Below are 21,512 nucleotides of genomic sequence, written 5' to 3' on the forward strand. Positions count from 1 at the left end.
GTAGTTGTTTCACATTTAACTATTATACCACAGCACAAGTATGTATCGGCAGGTTTATTTCACAATTATGTAGACGCTTTGGGGTAGGAAAGGATTCATGGAAAAGGAGCGGAAAACCGCTCCCCTATTCTTAATTTATTGTTTATTAAAAAACGTCTCCGTCAACTGCTCATACCAGCGTTTGTAAATTGGATGATCAAATGTCGCCATTCTTTCGACCATATTCACTCCTTGGTAGAACATCATGCCTTTTTCATCTAACCCGTAACGTTTTGACATATCCATATAGAGGTCGAATGTTTCTACGCCTTGTTCGGCTTTATCGGTATGGTAAGAGTCTATCTCGATTGTAATCCCAGTGCCGTAGATTTGGGCGTTCAGGAATGCGCGATGCAGACGTTCTTCTTTATTCGTAATGGATGACCTGAATGCATTCGGCTGAAGGAATGCGGCGTCGAAGCCGTAGTCTTTCCACTTATAAAAGTTTGTCGATGTCGCGTGTGGTGAGTAGATGAAGAATTTGTTGTTCTTCCTCAGGATGCTCGAAATAGAAGAAATGATGACTTCATCGTCCACTGTACGGACTGTTTCGCTTAACCAATAGAATCCTTTGAAATTCAAATTCTCATACTTACCGTTTTCGAAGCGCTCCATTACTTCCTTCACGTACCAGTTAGCAAGGTCGTATCGGGCGTACACATCACAACCGGCACTTTCACCGTTGAATTTGATGATTGGCTCGTTTCGCTTCGGATATGGAATCGCTATATAGACGTCGACTTTCCTGTTCAATTGTCTTGCAGTTGAGTTCAGGTTTACAACAGCGCCATCCTGTGCGAATGTCTTTTCAACATAGGTTCTCCAATCGGAGTAGTTTGCATGGTTCGATGGTCCATCTACGAATTGGTCGTTGTTTTCGTTGTAACGGAGTCCAAGGATGACGAATGTGTCGAACATATCTTTCCGCTCGCCATCTTTTAGCTTAGTCTTCAAGTATTGATTGAAGAAATTTGTAGTGAATTTCTCTGTTTCATTGTAACCGTTGTAAATAAGCACGCCGCTGTTTAGGTTGGTCTTATCAGCAGCTGCGATTGTTTGCGGGTATTTATTGAATTTATTGCTTTGCGGGTGGACTGTCCCTTTTGGATAATAGAGGGCAAGTTCGATTGCGTCATCGACGTTTTGTACGACATCGATAAGCTCTCCATCGTTTCTCACTTCGTATGCGACAGGCTTCTGGTATACCCTGTAAATGAATGCGCTGAATTGCCCGCGCGTCACCGTTTCGCTTGGACGGAATGTATCATCTTTATAACCGGTTGTCACTTCTTCAAATGCAATTGCATCGATGTAAAGGAAATAAGGATCCTCATAGGGCACATCTATAAATTGGCTGCCACCCTTCCCTTCGTACCCATAGGCAGTTGCGAGCATTTTTGACATTTCGTCCCGTGTTAATGGCTCGTCGGGATGGAAATAGCCTTTGTCGAGTGATAACCAGTTGTTTTCAAGAGCGATCATGATTTCTTTGTATCCGGGCGATGTTGGCAGTAGGTCTTCGACTGGTGTTGGTTCGTTTTCTAATTCGTAGAGATCAAGTACTCTTGTTAACATGACTGCTGCGTCTTTTCGTTTGATGTCGTAACCGGGTCTGAAGTAGCCGTCTGAGAATCCACGGATTACGTTATGTTGTGCTGCGAATTGGATGTCTTTGTAGGCCCAGTATTGATAGGAAACGTCCTTGAATGTGGATGCTTGTGCTGTTGATGTCCCGATGATGGATAGGCATATGATGGTGATGACGAAGCCAAGTTGCTGTAAACGTTTTTTCATTCCACCTTCTCCTTCTTGTTGCAAAAATAGAGGGAAGTCGATTGCGATGGAGCCATCGACTTCCCCCGGGGTTTATCTGATATAAGGTGCTGCGATGAAACCTGTTTTTACTTTACCGTTAGTCGTAGTCTTCACTGGGTACCAGATGTAATTGTTTGGTGACTTCGGATTTGTGTCGTAGACTGGTCCACCGATGATTGTAAAGGTAAGATTGTTCACTTCTGTTAAAATCAATTCTGAACCGGAACCTGCTTCGGAGCTCGGCTTGGATCTCAGTCCTTTGCCCGTGTATTTGACGACTGAATCCTCTTTTAATAGTTCGGCTGAGATTGTGCTGTTGCCTGTCATCGTGAAGGCTTTCGTGTTGAATTCGATATTGTTAGTTGTCGTGCCATCGTATGTGAAATCCTTAATTGACATGTTGATGGATTTGATGTTCGGCGTGACGAAGCCGTTGCTGATTTTGCTATAGACTTGCTCTTGGTACGCGGTCGGATTTCTTTCGCCTGTTGCTTGTTTGAATGGACTATTTTTCGGCTTTGTACCGTTATAGGCCATAACAGCGAAGTACCAATGTTCAAGCACGTTGCGGTCATTTGTTCCGATAATAGGTAAATCCGTGCGCTTGAAATTGTCAGATAGGACCTTAATGCCTGCTTCGATATTGTACGCTATATCATACTTTAGACGTTCAGTGTCGAACTCGGTTCTGTTCGTTAATTGCATAAGGCCGATGCCGTTGTCATGACTAATTAACGGTTCGCCGTTGCTTAAGAAGTGGGTCCAGCCGCTTTCGACTTCAACAATAGCCTTTGCTATTTCAGGTGGAACATTCGCTTTTCTTGCTTCTTTCGTCACGAGGCAATTTAACGTCTGGCGATCCGGGTTCACTTTGCTTGCTGGGTTATAGCCGCATGCGTGTACCGTCAAGCGTAAATTTTCGTTCGTTGCATGTGCAAGGAATGCAGCGAAGTGTGCACGTGTGACCGGATTTTCCGGACCAAAACTGGTTTTCGAATAGCCTTGAGTTATTCCGGCAGCGATGATTTTGGGTATGTATGCATATCCCGCGGAGCTGACCGGTACATCCGTGAATGTCATCGGTTCTTCTTCGGTCAATTTGAATGCTCTTGTAAGGAAGATTGCCATTTCCCCTCTTGTCACTATTTCATTAGGCTTGAATTTGCCGTCTGTATAGCCTTTGATGATTCCTTCATCAGTGGCAGATTGGATAGCACCCGATGCAAAACTTGAGCTGTTGACATCAGAAAAGATGGTTGCTTTATTTCCAGTCGGCAACTTTAACGCTCTTGCAATCATGACTGCTGCCTCTGCCCGCGTTACGACATTTTCAGGGTCAAAACGTCCATCCTTTCCTCTGACTATCCCTTGGCTAGCTAAATAATTAATATGTTCATAGAATTTGTAAGAGGCTGTTACATCCGTGAAACTTTCCGCTTTGGCAGACCCGATGCTACCTGTAACGAAAAGAGTGGCTGCTGCGATAAATGCTATTAATTTTTTCATTCGTATTCCCCTCCCTGTTATTAGACTACTATAATATTCTTACGTTTGAAAGGAAAAGATAGGAAAAAGCCCCCCAAAGCTTAGACGCTTTGAAGGGCTTGATAGTTTCATAATTAGTTGATGAATTTGATTTCTGCAAGGAAGTTGTAAATGATTTTCGCCATTTGTGCACGGTTAGCGTCAGCGTTTGGACGGAATGTGTCATCAAGGTAGCCGTCAAGTAGGCCCGCTTGGTAAACGCGCTCAACGTGTTTACGTGATGCCGCACCGATATCCTTGTTATCTTTGAATGCTGTCAATGCTTTCTTCGTGTCAAATGTCACTTTGTCAGCACCAACATAGTCAATTGCACGGCTGATCATGATTGCCGCTTGGTCACGAGTGATTTCTTCGTACGGACGGAATGTACCGTCAGTGAAACCAGCAACGATTCCTGCTTCAACGACTGCAGCGATTTCGCCGTTTTTGTTGAATGCTTGGCTTGCAGATACATCTGCGAATACGTTTGCTGTTTTATCCATAGCTACGATTCCAAGACCGCGAGAAAGGATTGCAGCAAACTCACCACGAGTGATCATTTTAGTAGGAGCATACTCAGTTGCCGTTACTCCGTTGACAACCATGCGGGAAGCCAATTTATCAACGTACTCTTCAGCCCAGCTTGTACCAGCAGTGATGTCTGTAAATGATTTGGAGTGCTCAATCAATGTATATACAGAGTTTGTAGAGCGGTAAAGGTTAGCTGATTTTTTATCGTTAGTTACATATGTCGGAACAGCAGTTACATTACCTTTCGCATCAACCGTAACACCAACTGTTGTAAGTGGGTTCAATTCATTTGCAGCTGGAACTGAACGCTTAACTGGAGTTGGGAATACTGTCAATGCCACTGACTTGCCACCTGGCGCTACAACAGAAACGTTGAAGTCAAACGCGTCAGCAAGTACTTTATATGCCGCTTTACCTGCAAGTGGGTTGTCCACTTTTTTAACAGATACATTTAGCTTCAATTCTGCAGAAGCTACATCCAAGTCTTTTGCAATTGCAGCAAGGTCGAATGCATCAACTGGCAATTCGTATGCAACATCGCCGAATTGAAGAACGATTACTGCATTGCTGTTTTTCTTAGAAAGTGCGTTCAAGATTGTTGCAGGGATGTCCGCAACAGTTGTGCCACTTTGAACTTTAACAATAAGTTGTTCAACTTTAGCAGCTTTTTCGATTGCATCGATAACAGCTTGTGGGTTGCTTACGACAGCCGAACCATCAACTTCAACTGCATTGTCGCCAGTTGCTGGTGGTGTTGTTGGTGGGATTACCGGACCAGGGCCAGGGCCAGGGCCAGGACCCGGATTGACGATATTATTATACTCAGTAGCAAGTTTTACAAAAGCTGCCTTTTCAGCTGAAGTGACATCAGCTACAACAGAAGTCAATGCGTCTCCCATTTTCAACACATGAACAGAATTCCAAATACCGTCGTAAATGTTCTCGTAAACATCTTTGTTTGCAACCTTATTCAACGCACTAATGAATCTTTGTAGTTGTGATACTTCAACTTTACTAGTAAGAACTTCGTTTTGTACATCGACTAGGAAATCGATAAATTGAGCTTTAGTGATTTCTGTTCCAAAAGCAACCTTTAGATCTGAATCAGCAACTGTGTCATCGAAAGCTTCAAAAGCTTTTTCCATATCAACAGCTGTAATAGATGATGCCATGAATGTTACTAAAGCGTTGATAACTTTATTTGCAGCTTCTTCTCGTTCCCCGCCATCTTTAACAGCATCTGTTAGAATGTCAGTATCCTTCCATTTGCCGTCAGCAAGTTGGGCTAACACTTTCTTATGTGCACTTCGAAGTAAGTCCACTTCATCTTTGTCCAATTTGTTTAACGCCTGATCAAGATTAGTAATCAACTTGTTAACTTTTGGATTAGTAACTGCTGCATCAGCAGTTACACCAACAGCCAGAACTGGTGTCAATGCTACTGCACCGATCATTGTTGCTTTTAGAACTTTAGAGCTATTATTTTTCGTTGTCATTCCTTCACCCCACTATATATTTTTAACTACATATTTAATAGTCTAATATAAAACACAATTTAAGACAAGCCAATTGGAACTTTTTGTCGAAATAGGGTTAACATATTTTTCTAATGCGGAAAATATATTCCAAGTCACTGCTGTTTGAATGGAGCCTTCTCATTTAGTCTGTACGGGTTAACTATATACATTACCTTACTAATTTAGAACATTGACCCGTTAACTTTAGACTTTGAAAATTAAAAACCACCCTATCAAAATACAACTTCGAGATAGGGTGGGTATAGAGTTTAATGGGACCCGAGTGATGTGTTTCCGCACATCGCCCGGTACTTTTCTTATGGCAAACATTCAGAAAAGATCTTAAATACAATCTACCAAACTATCTAACAGACGTCAATAAGTTTTTTTATTATTCACTAAAGTGAACAACTTCACTATCAATCAAGCAATTGCAATACATCCAGTGCACGGTAAAGCATGACTGCTGATTCTGCGCGTGTTGCGTTGTTTTTCGGCATGAAGTTGCCGTTATTACCTTTGATAACGCCGATTGCTGCTGCTTTGTAGACTGATTCGATAGCGAATGCTCCAATCGAACCGTGGTCGTTGAAGTGTGCAGGCAATTCGATGCCTTCAAGCTTTGCTTTATCTTGGTAAAGAATCGCACGCATAATCATTGCCGCAATCTCTTCACGCTTGATCGGCGCATCAGGATTGAACTTGCCGTCTTGCGTTCCGTTGACGATTCCAGCACGAGCTGCAGCTTCAACTCCTGCGTATGCCCATTTCTTGCTCTTGTTCACATCACTGAACTTGCCTTCATACTCTTTTAGTGGAAGGTCCAGCGCGCGTGCAAGCAATACTGCGAATTCCGCACGAGTGATTTGTGCATTCGGAGCAAACTCAGTTTCCGTCTTACCTTGGATGATGCCTTTTGCCGCAAGTGCATTGATTTCCTTTGCAGCAAATGTGTTTTTAATATCCTTAAAGACTGGGATGATCAGTTCCGGCTTTTCTGGTTTCGGATCTACTGGTTGTGCTGGTGGAATGTATACCCCGCCCCCGCCGTCTCCAGGTGCCCCGCCATTATCGGTTTTCTCCGTTGTGAACGTGAATTCCTTAACCGCGCCTAATATCTTTCCTGAACTGTCTTCAATATTTCCACTAACAACAAGGCGGTAAGTTGTGTTTGCTTTCAAACTTGATTTCGGAACAAATTTAAATGTTTTGGATAGTTTCTTCGTGTCATCTTCAACGAAGAATCCATCTTCTTCATTGTTATCTTTACCGATATGGCCGGCCTTTTTATCTTCTGGCGTATCAATTGACTTATAACCTGTTAAATCCACTGTCTCAACAGTTCCTTCGATCGGTGTATCGCTGTCACCTTCGAATAGTTGAATGAGTGTTGATTTATCAGCAGTGTTCATCAGTCTATCGAACTCAACCGTTAGATCTATTGCCGTTACTTCTGTTGTAGTAATTACTGGATCTGCAATCCTCACCATTGGAACATTCAATTCCGTTTCCGGAGGAGGAACGTTCATGATACGTGAGATATATGGTTCATAGCCGTCTTTCGTGAAGATGACACGCCATTTTCCTGCGGTAACATCCCATCCATAGCGGCCTTCTTCGTCAGTGATTTGTGGATTTACTTGGCCAAATTTCGCCGCATCCCATTGAACCCACTCTGCATCTTCACCTTCTCCAACCAAGACTTCGACTACTGCACGTACACCTTCAAGTCTGTTGTCCATGCTACCTTCGAATACGTAACCAGATGGGTCGATCAATACGATGATATTCATCAAAGGAAGTGTGATTTCCACGTCATCTTTAATGAATGTGATTTCGAGCAATTGCTCACCGTACGATGTCCATTTTCCAAGCTTCTGACCATCGAATGTGAATGTGTTATCTGCACCTTTGACAAGGTCGTATTCTTTGCCAAGGAAGCTGATTTTTGCTGAGTCCACATCCATATCGAATTTCACTGTTGTATCGAGCGGTGTATGCTCGACAATAGCAAATGTCGCAACACCCGTGTAAGGATTCAGTTTCACATCGCCATTCCAACCCGCATGGACTGTTACATCAGTCATTTTCGGAACGTTCGGCTTGTAAGTGACTGTAACCGGCTGCTTAGACACCGTTGCTTGCACGCCGTCTGTTACTTTTGCAGATAGTGTGAATTTCTCTTCCACAGCTGCATCAGTAACTGGTAATTCTACATCAATGAACCACCATTTACCGTCGACTTTTGTTTCACCGACCTTTTTATTCCCTGCAAACAGCTCAACTTTCGAACCATATTTAGCGTTTCCGTAAACTTTGATATTTTTAACACCTGTAAGTGCCGGCGCTTCAAGTGTGACGAATACGACTGATGTTGTAGCTGAAAGGATTGCTCCTTTTTCAGTAACTTTTGCAGTTACCGTTAAGGAAGAAGTTTCAACGTCCCCAACTGTTGCACTAAATGTGATCTTTCCCGATTCACCAGCAGCTGCAGACGGGATTGTAACGATGTTACCTTCCACTTTGGCAGGTTTTCCATTCAGTGTAACTGATCCCGGAATCAATGTGAGTCCTGCTGGAAGAGTCAATGTCACTGGGACATCTACCGCTTTAGCAGTTCCATAATTCTGATACACCAAAGTGAACTGTACCTCTTCGTTAGGGACGACTGATGTTTTGGAAACAGCAAGATAGGTGCCGTCACCATCGAAATCTCCATCACCCTTTGCTTGTAGGGTTACTTCTCCGACATTCCCCGGTTGCTTACCTTCCAATGTTACAGTCGGATAACCGTAAGAGTAGAATGAGAGATTGTAGGTCTCGGTATCTTTCAAACCAGTTACTGCAAAAGTTCCATCTGCAGCAGTACGACCCCAACCATAAGTTGTTTGACCATCTGCCGAAATTGAAACATTCGCCAGTGGATCACCATTACGGTCGACGACTTTTCCAGTCATCATTACGGCTTTTGCCAATTGAATGTCTTTCTCGACTTCATCAGTGCCTTTTACAATTGTTTCCTGATGTGACAAGTAAAGCTGTGAATAGACATCGAGCCAAATATCATCTGTTTTCGATAGGCCGATAAGCTTGTATTCACCATTCGCGTCAGTTTCTGCGTAAGCACCTGTATATCCACCGTAAGCATAGACGTACGCACTCGATACCGGTTTGCCTTGACTATCCGTTACTTTGCCGGTAATGACACGTCCTTGATCCAAAGTGATTTCAATTTCGGAGTTATCCGTCATGTCAACGTTTTGATGGACGGACATAAATCCTTCCGCGTAGATGTCTAATGAATAGTCATTTGCCGCAGCGACATTTTCAAAGACGATTACTCCGTTTTCCGGTTTAACATTGTACTTATAGTAGTTACCAACCCCGGTGTAACCATGTTTTTGGTAAGTTGAATAGCTATACAAGTAAATGGAATCAATTTTTTCGACATCGCCATTGATTTTTATCGTCAATGTCTTTTCTTCAATTGTCAGCTTGTTCACTTCGAATTTATAATCCGTAGTGCCTTTCGCCAAAGTGATCGATGCAGTTGTTGTTAGGTAAGTACCTTGACCATAGACTGTCAATTTGTACTCACCTGTTTCCAAATCTTTTAATACTGTTGTTCCGTTATTCGTTGTGAATTTACCATCAGACGTTGAACCAAATACAATAAAACCTTTTGGACCTGTAAGTCTTGCAGATAGACCATCGATTACAGGATTGTCTGTACCTTTATCGACAATTGTAATTGACGCATTCGTAAATGCAGGGATTTTGTATTCTGGAACAGCGACAATTTTTGATTGGGCTACTTCGAGATTTGGTTGGACAAACGTTTTTCCGTTTACAAGTACAGACATTTTGTAATTGCCTGAAGGAAGCCCTTTAATTTCGAAAGCTCCATTGGCATCGGTCTTCACTGTATACAGTTTAGTCGAAACGAGACGAACTGTTGCATCTTCAATAGGTTGCCCGTCCGTTACGAGTCCTTTAACTGTAGAACCGACAGACCAATCAAGTTCAGTAGAAATTTCTTCGGTCTTCTCTTCACCATTCAGGATATGACCTGTAACTTTTTCAATGACTTTCTGGCCTTCTATTACAGTGAAAACACCTTCATATCGTTTAGATGTTTCATTGTAAGCAAGTTCAACTTCAATCACTTTGCCGTCTACATAGACATTCGCAACTGCAGTGAACCCTTCATCGTAAGAGCCATCTACTGTTACAGCCAATCCGTCGCCGATGGAAAGGAGTTTATCTGCATTTCGACCGTCTTGTAGCGTGACTGTCGTAGCAGTGAATGCATCGACTGTGAATGAAGCAACATCAGAGACACTTGTATTCTTAGCTGCATCAGTCGAAGTGATTTTCACCTTATACGTTACGCCCGGTTTAATGTTCGGTATGACAGCTGTCGTTTCTTTTTGCGATTCGCTAAGAACTGTGAATTCCCCATCGCTTTCAGCAACTTCGACTTTGTAGGAAACGGCATCTTGCGCACCAGTCCAAGTTACTTTCAGTCCTGAAGCTTCTTTAGCGAATTCGATATTGATTGCTTTTTCAGGTGGCGTACGGTCAATTGTTACTGAAACGCTTGTTTTAGCATCTTCATTGGATGCGACAATCGTATACACCCCGTCAGTTCCTGGTTGGAATGTATGAGTGAATGCACCTTCTGCATCAGCCGTGATAACCGCGCCATTCACTTTCTCTCCATCTTTCTGCAATTCCAATGTTACTTCTGCATCCGCATTCGCTTTACCAATCACTGTGATGCTTGTAGAGTTTGTGATTGAACCTGATTGTGGCGTGTGGATTTGTACGAATGGCGTGTTTTCTCCCGCCACTGAAAATTCTTTCGTAAGCGTTAGGGATTTTCGCAAGCTGATTGGAATGCGAACTTCAAGTGTATACGTTCCTTCTGTAAATTCTTTGTTAATATGGAAGCCTCTGTCGGACATGGTTCCAGTCGTTTCCCAAACTACCTTACCCGTTTGATCTATTATTTTATAATCCACTGGAACACGATTCATATTACTATTAAAGTTTCCTCGATAATCCCTTATAGGGTCTTCTTCTGCCTCAGCAATCCCCATGTTAGGATTTGACTCCAATGATCTGTAAATGCCGTCAATTATGAAATCTCCTGAGTACAACGTGTTGAATGTGGATAAATAGTTCGTACCGTCCTCGAACTTCCAGAAATCCAAACTGTTAATTTCACCGGATATTTCGTCCTTTTTGAAATTGAATGACTTATCGCTATCAATGTTGACATCCAGTGAAATAATACTGTAGCTCCAAGGAGTGTCATATTTTTCGTTTGTGGAGACATAGTATCTCAAATATTCATAGTGTCCCTTTTGAATGGATACGGAGGAAACTGAACCCGATTCACCATACACTCTATATCGATTCGGGAAATGTTCAAACCCCGAAATCGCCATATTGGATGCACCATTTTTAATCGTAACATTTGCCAGATCTTTTCCATTGACTTCGATATTGAAATCCTCAGAAATAGTAGTTTCTGGTACGTTTAGAATCTTCACATTTTGAGCATTGTCAAAAACCAAAATACGCCCATGATAGTTTTCCGGTGATACTAATACCTCAAATGAATCCTTGCCGGAAAGATATACAGGATTGAATGGACTGTACCCATCTACAGCCAACCCCAAAATCAACTCTGCACGATAGTTGCTCGAAACATCAAGGTTATGGGTTACTTTTACTGCCTTCAAGTCATCAGAAAGTTGTAATGGATTTGCTTTACTTATGTTTAGCAAACTCTCTCCACTTGTTTGTTGGAAATCCATGACAGCGTTATTATGAGACAGTGAACCATTTAGCATAATTTTATACTGGGTATCTGGATTTAAAGTTACACCATAAGGTAAATAAAATTCAGAGTTTTGGAAGTCCCAATTTAGGACATAGGTACTTCCATAATGTGAACTATTTGGGTCATCATCTTGAATCGTCAATTGATCCGGATGGAACTTACCATATTTTGTATCCACCTCAACTGGTAATGACAACTGTTGTACGTCCATGAATATCATAGTGTCCATTGAAATTGATACGATTTCTTCATTAACCGTACTTTCAATCAACTTAATCTTATAGGTACCTTTTTTCAATGGTTCTTTTAACGTAAACGAACTGTAATATGGCGTTGAAATTGGTTCGCCTATACGCTCGTCATTTTCATCAAGAATTTCATAGATGAAAGTTGATTCGCCATTCATATACAAACTACCGCTATCATTATGATAGTAAGTGTAAACTACTGTCGAATCAGGGGAGGTATACGCTGAACCGTGATACGCGTTAAATTCAACCTCTTGTTCCTTTTTACCCTTTACATAAAAAACATATCCTTCATAAGACGTTTTTTCATCTTTTACAACTAAATAAATCGTCGGATGCCCCATGATTTCTTCGCTTACATATATTTTTGAATAGGTTTCACCTGATGAATATAGGGAAATAGCAGCGTTCTCATATTTTGAAGATGGCTTCAATATTTGCCAATCTACATTTGTTAAGTCCAACGCATAATCATTCTCTTTGGTAACCATACCAAAGAATTTATATTTTTCATTGTTTTCGTCGGTTCCAATCCAATCTACTATGAAATCACCATCTGATGCTACATGCCAACCTATATCACCCAAATAAACTGACACACCGTTAACGTTGTTACCTAATAATCTGAAATCCACCGAATCAGTAGTAAAAGATCCAATATTCACTTTCAGCTCGCTTAGGTCAGTTCCATTGAAATGGTGATATTTATTCTTTTGACCAGTGAATTCATGAGCATACATTGTTTTGGAGGAATAATCCACGACTGTCACGTAATATTCCATACCATCCAAAATATATGCATCTGGAATGAACGCTTCATATGCGCCAGCGACTAATTTGATTTCTTTTGAAATTACTCGTTTATAATTCGGATTCCCACTGCCACTTGTTTTTTCATATAAAGTGACAATTCCTGATTTGAGTATTTCACCTTCCGAGTTTTCAGCGGTAAATACTGTACCTTTTAATTCGTGAATTCCGGAATTGAAGTTGAAATCTCTTTCAGCAACAAGCTCTTTTCCATCTGTTGTTAGATAAGTCGCTTTCACGGTGTAGGTACCATTTTTCCAATTTGAAGCATCAATATCAATTGATGAGTGGAAATATTTTTCGAACCCTTCGAATACTTTTTGTGTTCCATAGAAAATTTCAAACTTAATTTCATTTTCCGGACTATAGCTGTTCATTCTAAATTGTCCAGATCCTAGGGTTAGTCCGTAATTAATCCACAATGAATTATAATAATTCGAGCTAAAGTGAAGGAACTCCAATTTTGTTGGTTCAGTTGGGATTTGTATTGTTTGGTCCCCATCAATAACGAATTCGCCGTTCCACTCCACATTGTTCGAAAAGCTTATATTATATGTTCCATTCGATAGTTGAATTGCATCGTTTCCACCCTCTTTAAGATGGAATCTCACATCGGTACCTTTCTTGTTCAGGTAACCCCAATCATAAGATCCTTCGAGTTCCAACTTGGAGGAATCTGTTTTTAGTGCATCATAGTCAAGTGCATTTCCAATTGTAACCATCCCTGTTAGGAAATGCTTTAAATCATCCTTTTCCCCATTAATTACGAATGGCAAGGTTAGTGGATTTTCGGATACTAAATATCCTTCAAATACGTTTAAGTTAGTGTGATTAACACTCCATTGCCCGCTATCAGCCGTTAGGAAACGAACATAATTGAAAGTCAACCCACTATCTTCCGAGTCGATTGCTGTTTTCAATAAACCCTCAGTCGGAAGAGTTAGTTCTGTAATTTCTAATAAACTATCACCACTTACGATTACTTCATCGTAATAGGTGTTGGTCTCTCCGTTTTCTTCATATTCAATCCAGTAAATGAGCTTATACTCATTCTTTGGATAAATAGAATCTGTTGGGAAAGTCAACTTATGAATTCCTTCGCTACCTGAAGACCAATCCATCGATATGGAATACTCATGTTGACCTTCATGAACCTTCTTCAAAACGGCACCATTTCCGGATTTGATAATTCGTTCATCCGATCCGGCAAGGATCTCTATTGTATGCATATTTGTCTGTGGATGACCTGTTACGTAAACCGTCACATATTCAGTGAAGTCGCCATAAGTAACGGTAATATGTGTTACACCAGCGTCAACCGCTGTAACATAGTTACCTTCTACAATAGCAACATTTTCATTATCTGAAGTGAATGTTGCATCTGCTGTTACATCCTTCTCCACAGTAGCACCATCTGATTTTGTCGTTGTTTCTGTTACAAACAATTGCTTCCATTCTCCGACAGTGAGGTCAAGAATATCATCGCTAACGGAGTATGTGATTTCGTCTTCGTCCGGATCTGGATCTTGACCATCAGCACGATAGACGACAGTTTCGGATATATTGCCCGCAGCGTCTTCCACTATTACCTTCACAGAAACAGCCTTCGTAGTGTCATCAAAGTTCTTAGGCATATCAATAGTAATATCAATTTTTCCATCTTCAGTTAAATTGAATGGAACTTGCGTTTCCTCATTACCAATCGAGATTAGATAGGAAGCAAATAATTTACTGTTGATGTCATATTGGAATCCAGCCTTTTTCCAATCGAGATATTTATCAGTAACCTTTCCGGTTATTGCAGATTCATTGAAACTTGCTTCAATACTAGGTGCCTCAGATTTCACAAAAAGTGGACCTACGTAATCAAATATCACTTGAGGATTACCTGATTTTGTTAGGGCCGAGAAGTCAATTGTGTAAACACCATCCGGAATTACTGTTGCTCCTGTACCATCCCAAGGAGTATACTGACCTCCGATTGGCAATTGATACGATCCGGCACCTAAACTTGAACCCGCATGCAAGTATCCTATATAACCGTCTTCATACACACCACCAAAAGGATCCATAACATCCCAAAGTTCAATGTAATTTGTTCCCACATCTCCAGTAATTGTGAAGTAAAGGATTGCATTTTCACTAGTTCTTTCACTATTAAATGAAAGGTCTCCTCTTGTGATTCGCATATCTTTCACTTCAGTAGGTATTTGCGGACCAAAATTAACCGCGAAGGGTAATGAAACCTCAGCATTTACACCCTTGATATGAATATAGCCAAGAAATTCATCTCCCGGTTTTGTATTAGCTGCGGAAGCGGTTAAAGTAACATTCAGCAATACTTCTCCTTCAAGAGAAAACGTAGGTTTATCAATTGTTAATTTTGCATCACCATATTCTTTGGTAATAGTAACAGTGACATCATAATCTCCGCCATTACCTTCCATGTCCTTGACAAGAATTTCTTTAGTTAATTCGAGATCTTTTTCAAGTGATTGATTTCCAAACGTCACAGTACCTTTTAAGTTATCTACTATTTTTCCGTCATTATTTGCGGTGTCAAGTGCATATGCAAGTATTTCTGGATGCGCTGCAGCGTAAGCCTGGACGCGCCCTGCCCCTTGCGCGAATACGTCGTACTTGCCTGTGTCAAGGATCTTGGCAGTGTTTGAAAGCGCCACTTTGACATCAAAGGCATCCCAAGTCGGGTTAACTTGTTTGATTAATGCTGCAATTCCCGCAATATGCGGTGTAGCCATGGAAGTACCTGTTTTACGCGCATAAGCTTGTTCGTAAGTGGCTTCCGGGAAATCCGCTTTATACATCGGGATTGTTGACATAATGTTTGTTCCTGGTGCTGTTACGTCAGGTTTGATGTCGAAGTTCGGTGTGGACGGTCCGCGTGAGCTTGAATTGTTCACTTCGTCCCCAGAAGTCCAGACAAAGTTGTCTACATCGAATGTGATTATTCCTTCTCCGTTTTCCAAACCATCTTTAATTGCCTTCCCATCATTGTAAGACATGTTAAATGAAGGGATCGCTACATCAAAAACGTCACCGCTACCTACATTTGACATAGGGTTATCGTTTCCATCCGCATGGTCTTTTGTATTGTAGATAATGATCGCTTTGGCGCCTTTTTCTGTAGCAAAGTGTATTTTATCCATAAACGCGATTTCCCCACGGGAAACATGGACAACTTTTCCTTTAACATCTAACTGATCATAGTCGGATTCTTTACCTACGCCAGGAATTGCTATGATATCCAATTCCCCAGACAATTCTTGTTTAAGATTTTTTCCAAATGGCGTGAAGAAAAATTTCACGTTGTTCGAAAATTGGAAATCATCGTTTGTCACTTTCACTCTGACAGCCGATAATTCTGGGTTCGTTGTGTTGCCGACTGCGATTCCGAGGCGGGATGTAGATGGTGTTCCCATCGTTCCACGGTTCGGACCGGAGTTTCCTGTTGCGATGACCGAGATTGTGCCTGCAAGCATGGCGTTGTTAATGGCGAATGAACCAGCGTCAGTTTCTGTGTTGGAGCCACCGCCTAAAGATAGGTTGATGACATCCATACCTTCTTCAACTGCTGTGTCGATCGCTTTGACAATACCAGATGTTGCTCCGCTACCATATGCACCTAAAACTCGGTATGCGTAAAGATCGATTTTTGGTGCGATTCCTTTAATACCGTATTCGTTGTTGCCGATAGCAGCGATTGTCCCGGCTACGTGTGTGCCATGGGATGTGTAGAATGAGCTGCCGTTTGCGTTGAATTCAGGCGTGCCTGCCGGACGTTCAACAGGTGATGTTTCTGATGCATCGTCGTCAGCACGCGGACGCGTGTATATGCTGCTGTTTGGAATAAAGTTTTTCCCACCCTTGTAGATACCTTGGAAGTCAGGGTGGTCAGCGTCGATTCCTGTATCAAGGACCGCAACCTTGATGCCTTGACCTTCGTAGCCTTCTGCCCAAAGTGCTTCGATTCCAAGAAAGCCAATGCTTGTGTTCATGAATGCATCAACTTGTCCATCTACTGGTGTTACGACTTCTACAGTTTCAGCAACCTCGGTCTCTTCTGTTTCTACTTCAGTAGCCTCTTCTTCAGTTCCATCCTCTACAGATTCTTCGAATGCATAAACAACAGCATCCGGTTCAATTAGTGTAACTCCTTTAATTTCAAGTAGTTTTGGAAGATCGCTAACTTTTACCTTAGCTGCAAAACCATTTAGGACAGTACTAAATGAATAGCCTTCTTTAAAGGTAACTTGAAGCGCTTTCATTTCTTTTTTTACAATTGTCTGCTGTGCATTTACCTTTTGCAGAACTTTTGCTTGTTCTGCTGCGTTAAATTCTTTACCTGCTAACTTATTAATACCTTTTTGCAGACCTACAGGAGTTTCTGATAGATGAATAATTACATCAACGATTTCATTCCCTGAAAGTCCTTGTAAATCCTTGTGCAGTTTCGGACCGCCTTTTAGCAAATTCAATTGCTCGGCAACCGCGGCTTTCATTTGCATGGTGCTTTCGCTTGGTGTGTTTGGTTTAAACGGTTTCATCTGTTCTGCCGCTGACACACTTGCCGTAAACGGCATCATCATTGACAGAACAAGAACGAAGGCTAATAGACTATTTAACGCCTTCCGAAGGTCCCGCTTTTTCAACCCCATCTCCCCTTTTCTTTTGATCACACTATTGTATTAAGCGTGTCCATATGAATATACCATATAGTCTGATATTTTGGGAGAATCGACTTACAGAATAGGTAAAATATTATGCATAGAATAAATTAATGGAATAAAATCTACAAATTATTGAAATTAACAAGGTAAATAAACCTATATAAATCGTGGAAAGTAGCGGATTAATGGAGTTTTTATATAAAAGAATGAACTCTTATGCGAAAGCATGAGTCTTTTCCACTGTTTGAAATAAAAAAGAGGAAACCGGGGGCTCCTCTTTCTTCACTGTTAGTCTATTTGCTCTAATACGTTCAACCCGCGATAAAGCATAACTGCCGCTTCTGCGCGTGTTGCGTTGTTTTTCGGATTGAAGTTTCCGTTATTTCCTTTGATGACGCCAATCGCAGCCGCCTTGTAGACCGATTCGATGGCGAATGATCCAATCGAGCCGTGGTCATTGAAGTGGATTGGCAATTTGATGCCTTCAAGTTTTGCTTTGTCTTGGTAGAGAATCGAACGCATGACCATAGCTGCGATTTCTTCACGCTTGATCGGCGCGTCTGGATTGAACTTTCCATCTGTTGTACCGTTGACGATTCCCGCACGCGCTGCTGCTTCGACTCCAGCAAATGCCCATTTCTTGCTTGCATTAACGTCTCCGAACTTACCTTCATATTGTTTCAGTGGAAGGTCGAGTGCGCGGGCAAGTAATACCGCGAGTTCAGCACGGGTGATTTGTGCATTCGTACCAAATTCAGTCGCAGTTTTACCTTGGATGATGCCTTTTTTCGCTAATTGATTGATTTCTTTAGCAGCAAATGTATTGGCGATATCCTTGAATCCTAATGGAGTTATCGGCTTTTCTTCAGTTGTTTTTTGTTCAGCAGGCCTCTCTTCAGTTGGTTTCCCTGCTTCGGGTGTTCCACCACCGAGTGCCGGCGGAGTTACGATTGGTGGCATTGAAGGAACTGGGGCCGCTCCAACTGGCGCCCTCTCCACTTCGACATCAATTGTTACGGGTTCAGCATTCCCATTGCTGACTATAATTGTTGTTTTACCAGCTTTAATGGCCTTGACTGTTCCTTCGGAGACAGTAACAATACTATCGTCAGCTACTTTGTATTTCGCCTCCGCTGTTACATCCTTTACCGTTGATTTATTGTCGGATGTTGTCGTTGTTTCTGTTACTGTAAGTTCTGCTCCATGTGTTTCTATCAATTTCAATTCGGCTGGAGTTACTGATAGTTTTACTGCCTTTGCGTCTCTATCAAATATGACAGTTTCTGTCGAATTGTTAGCTGCGTCCTCAATCACTACTGTTACCTTTGCCGAGTGGGCAATGTTGTTGAAGGATTCGGATTCAACAGTGATGTTGAATGAACCATCCTGTTCCAATGTAAGCGGCAACTGCTTGATGTTATCACCATTGATGGAAACTACATATGAAGCATGCAGCTTTTCATTCAAATCATAATTAAGTCCATATTGAGTTAGCGTCTCGTTGAACTCAATATACTTATCTGTAACTTTACCGGTTAGAGTTCCTTCATTAAATACACCTTCGACTACGGGTTTTGTAGATTTGATAAAAATCGGTCCTACATAGTCACTTATCTCTGCCGGGATGCCAGATTTCGGTTTAGCAATGAAATCAAATGTGTAGATGCCGTCCGGGATTCGTGTTGCTTTTGTATCACCCCACGGGGTATAGGTTCCGCGAACTATTAATTCGTATGCTCCGGCGCTAAGTGACGGACTTGAATGCATGAAGCCGATGGAACCATCACCAAACTCGCCGCCATCAGGGTTCAGGATATCGTAAATTTCCAAGTAGTTTGCAGCGACATCGCCAGTGATCGTAAAGTAGAGCATTGCCTCGTCCTTCACACCGTCACCGTTGAAGCTGAGGTCCGTTTCTGTGATGCTCATATCCTTCAGTTCGACTGGAATTTCTCCGCTGAAGTCTGCTGCAAATGGTAATGAAACCTCAACATCCCCGCCTTTTATGTGGATATAGCCTAACAGCTCATCACCGACTTTTGCCTTTGAGTTTGCCGAGGCAGTCAATGTTACATTCAAGTTTTGTTGGCTGTTAAGCGAGAATTTTGGTTGATCGACAGTTATTTTAGCGTCGCCAAACGATTTGGTCACGTTAACTGTAACATCATAATCCCCACCGATACCTTTCATATCTTTTACAAGAATTTGCTTTGTAACCTTCAAATCCTTTACAAGTGATTGAGGACCGAAAGTTACGGTTCCTTTTAGGTTTTTTACAATTTTATTTGATTCATCAAGGATCGCTTCATCAATCGCATAAGCAAGGATTCCCGGATGAGCAGCAGCATAAGCATTTACTCGCCCTGCTCCTTGAGAGAATACATCATACTTTTTTGTATCTAATAGTTTCGCAGTGTTGGAAAGTGCTACTTTAACATCGAATGCATTCCAATCAGGGTTCGCCTGTTTTATAAGCGCTGCGATTCCCGAAATATGCGGTGTAGCCATCGATGTTCCCGTTTTACGAGCATAAGCTCTTTCATAACTTGTTTCCGGGAAATCCGATTTGTACATCGGAATCGTAGACATGATATTCGTTCCTGGTGCACTTACGTCTGGCTTTATATCGAAGTTCGGAATCGAAGGACCACGTGAGCTTGAGTTATTCACTTCATCGCCTGCGATGAATGTTTTATTGAATGAACCGAATGTGATTGTGCCTTCCGTTTCGGCAAGTGCCGCGCGGATTGAGTCACCATCCGTTTTCGACATATCGAATACCGGGATGAAGTTGAATTCTTCGCCAATGAATGTTTGGGACGGGTTTGATGCGTTTGTACCTCCCGCATTGTTATGAATAATGATGGCAACTGCACCGTTCTTTTTGGCTATATCGATTTTATCAACGAATGGAGTTTGGCCGCGTGATACGAGTGCGACTTTACCATTTACGTCAATGCCCACGTAATCGGTTTGTTGCCCAATCCCCGGTACTGCGACAATCCCGAATTCACCATTAAGTTGGGTGGCAAGGTCTTGGCCGTATGTCGTACCCATTAGATTTAACGTTTTCGTCAATTTGTAGCTACCTGCTTTGATGTTCACTTCACCGTCGTAGTGCGCTTCAGGGTTTGTCGTGTTTCCGACAGCAATGCCCAGACGGGATGTAGATGGTGTGCCCATCGTTCCGCGGTTCGGACCTGTGTTTCCTGTAGCGATCACCGAAATCGTACCAGCCATCATTGCATTATTGATCGCAAATGATCCGGCGTCCGTTTCAGTATTCGCACCACCGCCAAGCGAAAGGTTAATGATGTCCATTTTCTCTTCGACTGCAGTGTCAATTGCTTTAATGATACCTGACATAGAACCGCTACCATATGCACCAAGGACTCGATATGCGTATAGGTCAACTTTCGGCGCAATCCCTTTCATGCCATATTCGTTGTTGCCGACAGCGGCGATTATCCCCGCGACATGCGTACCGTGCGAAGTATAGAATGACCTTCCATTGCTATTATATACAGGACGATTTTCGGGACGATCGAGAGGTGATGTTTCGGAAGCATCGTTGTCAGCACGCGGGCGAGCATAGTCGTTACCTGTGTGTGGGACAAAGTTTTTGCCACCTTTGTAGATGCCTTTGAAGTCAGGATGGTCGGCATCGATTCCTGTGTCAAGGACAGCAACCTTGATGCCCTGTCCTTCAAAGCCTTCTGCCCACAGTTTTTTGATTCCAAGGAAATCGATGCTTGTGTCCATGAATGCGCCGACTTGTCCATATGCCGGAGCCGCGGTTCCTTCACCTTCGAAAGCGTAAACTGTAGCGTCTGGTTCAATTAATGTAACGCCATCGACTTGAAGCAGCTTTTGAAGATCTTTGGCTTTTACTCTAACTGCAAAGCCGTTTAAGACTGTGTTGAATGAATATCCCTCTTCGAAGGAAACTTTTAGAGCTTTCATTTCCTTTTTGACATGGTTTTGTTGTGCATACACTTTTTGAAGGGCTTTTGTTTCTTGACTTGCGGTGAATCTTTTACCCGCCAATTCGTTAATACCTTTTTGCAGACCTGCGGGTGTCTCTGATAGATGAACGATGACATCGATTTGTTCACTTCCTGACAGCGTTCTTAAGTTCTTATGTAAAACTGGTCCGCCGTTCGCAAAATTCAATTGTTCAGCAATAGCAGCTTTCAATTGTGTTAGGCCTTCGCTATTTGTTGCCGTTTTAGCCGGAATATCTTGTTTTGCGTTAGCTGTTAATGAAAACGGCGTTAACATAGATATTAATAAAATGAAAGCAAGTACACTTTTAGAGATTTTTAGAAACTGTTTCTTTACCAAGCCCCATCACCCCTTTACCTTTTCTATGATGATTACATTCATGCTGTAGTTCACGAGTGTTTGTATTTGTTGCATTATTGGGGTTATACAACTATTATAATATATCATTTATTAGTAGTTTTGGATATATTCAATTTGATATTTT

General features: G+C 41.9%; 5 protein-coding genes. All 5 read right to left on the reverse strand.

The features are described from left to right. Positions 1–135 precede the first annotated feature (135 nt). Positions 136–1,833, reverse strand: coding sequence for a DUF4855 domain-containing protein (locus P5G49_RS00445; protein ID WP_301241463.1), 1,698 nt, complete (start codon positions 1,831–1,833; stop codon positions 136–138). Between the two features lie 72 nt (positions 1,834–1,905). Next, positions 1,906–3,360, reverse strand: coding sequence for an S-layer homology domain-containing protein (locus P5G49_RS00450; RefSeq protein WP_301241464.1), 1,455 nt, complete (start codon positions 3,358–3,360; stop codon positions 1,906–1,908). Positions 3,361–3,473: 113 nt separating this feature from the next. Continuing rightward, positions 3,474–5,405, reverse strand: coding sequence for an S-layer homology domain-containing protein (locus tag P5G49_RS00455; RefSeq protein ID WP_301241466.1), 1,932 nt, complete (start codon positions 5,403–5,405; stop codon positions 3,474–3,476). A 440-nt stretch (positions 5,406–5,845) separates the two neighbouring features. Beyond that, on the reverse strand, positions 5,846–17,005 hold the full coding sequence (locus tag P5G49_RS00460; RefSeq protein WP_363322139.1) for a S8 family serine peptidase: 11,160 nt from the start codon (positions 17,003–17,005) through the stop codon (positions 5,846–5,848). Positions 17,006–17,311: 306 nt separating this feature from the next. Further along, positions 17,312–21,367: a S8 family serine peptidase gene (locus P5G49_RS00465; RefSeq protein ID WP_363322140.1), complete on the reverse strand. Its 4,056-nt coding sequence runs from the start codon at positions 21,365–21,367 to the stop codon at positions 17,312–17,314. Positions 21,368–21,512 lie beyond the last annotated feature (145 nt).

The sequence above is a fragment of the Sporosarcina highlanderae genome, assembly GCF_030433715.1.
In the GTDB taxonomy this organism is placed as follows: domain Bacteria; phylum Bacillota; class Bacilli; order Bacillales_A; family Planococcaceae; genus Sporosarcina; species Sporosarcina highlanderae.

Coding starts and splice junctions, on each gene's coding strand:
- P5G49_RS00445 (WP_301241463.1), bottom strand. CDS start 1,833: ATGAAAAAACGTTTACAGCAACTTGGCTTCGTCATCACCATCATATGC.
- P5G49_RS00450 (WP_301241464.1), bottom strand. CDS start 3,360: ATGAAAAAATTAATAGCATTTATCGCAGCAGCCACTCTTTTCGTTACA.
- P5G49_RS00455 (WP_301241466.1), bottom strand. CDS start 5,405: ATGACAACGAAAAATAATAGCTCTAAAGTTCTAAAAGCAACAATGATC.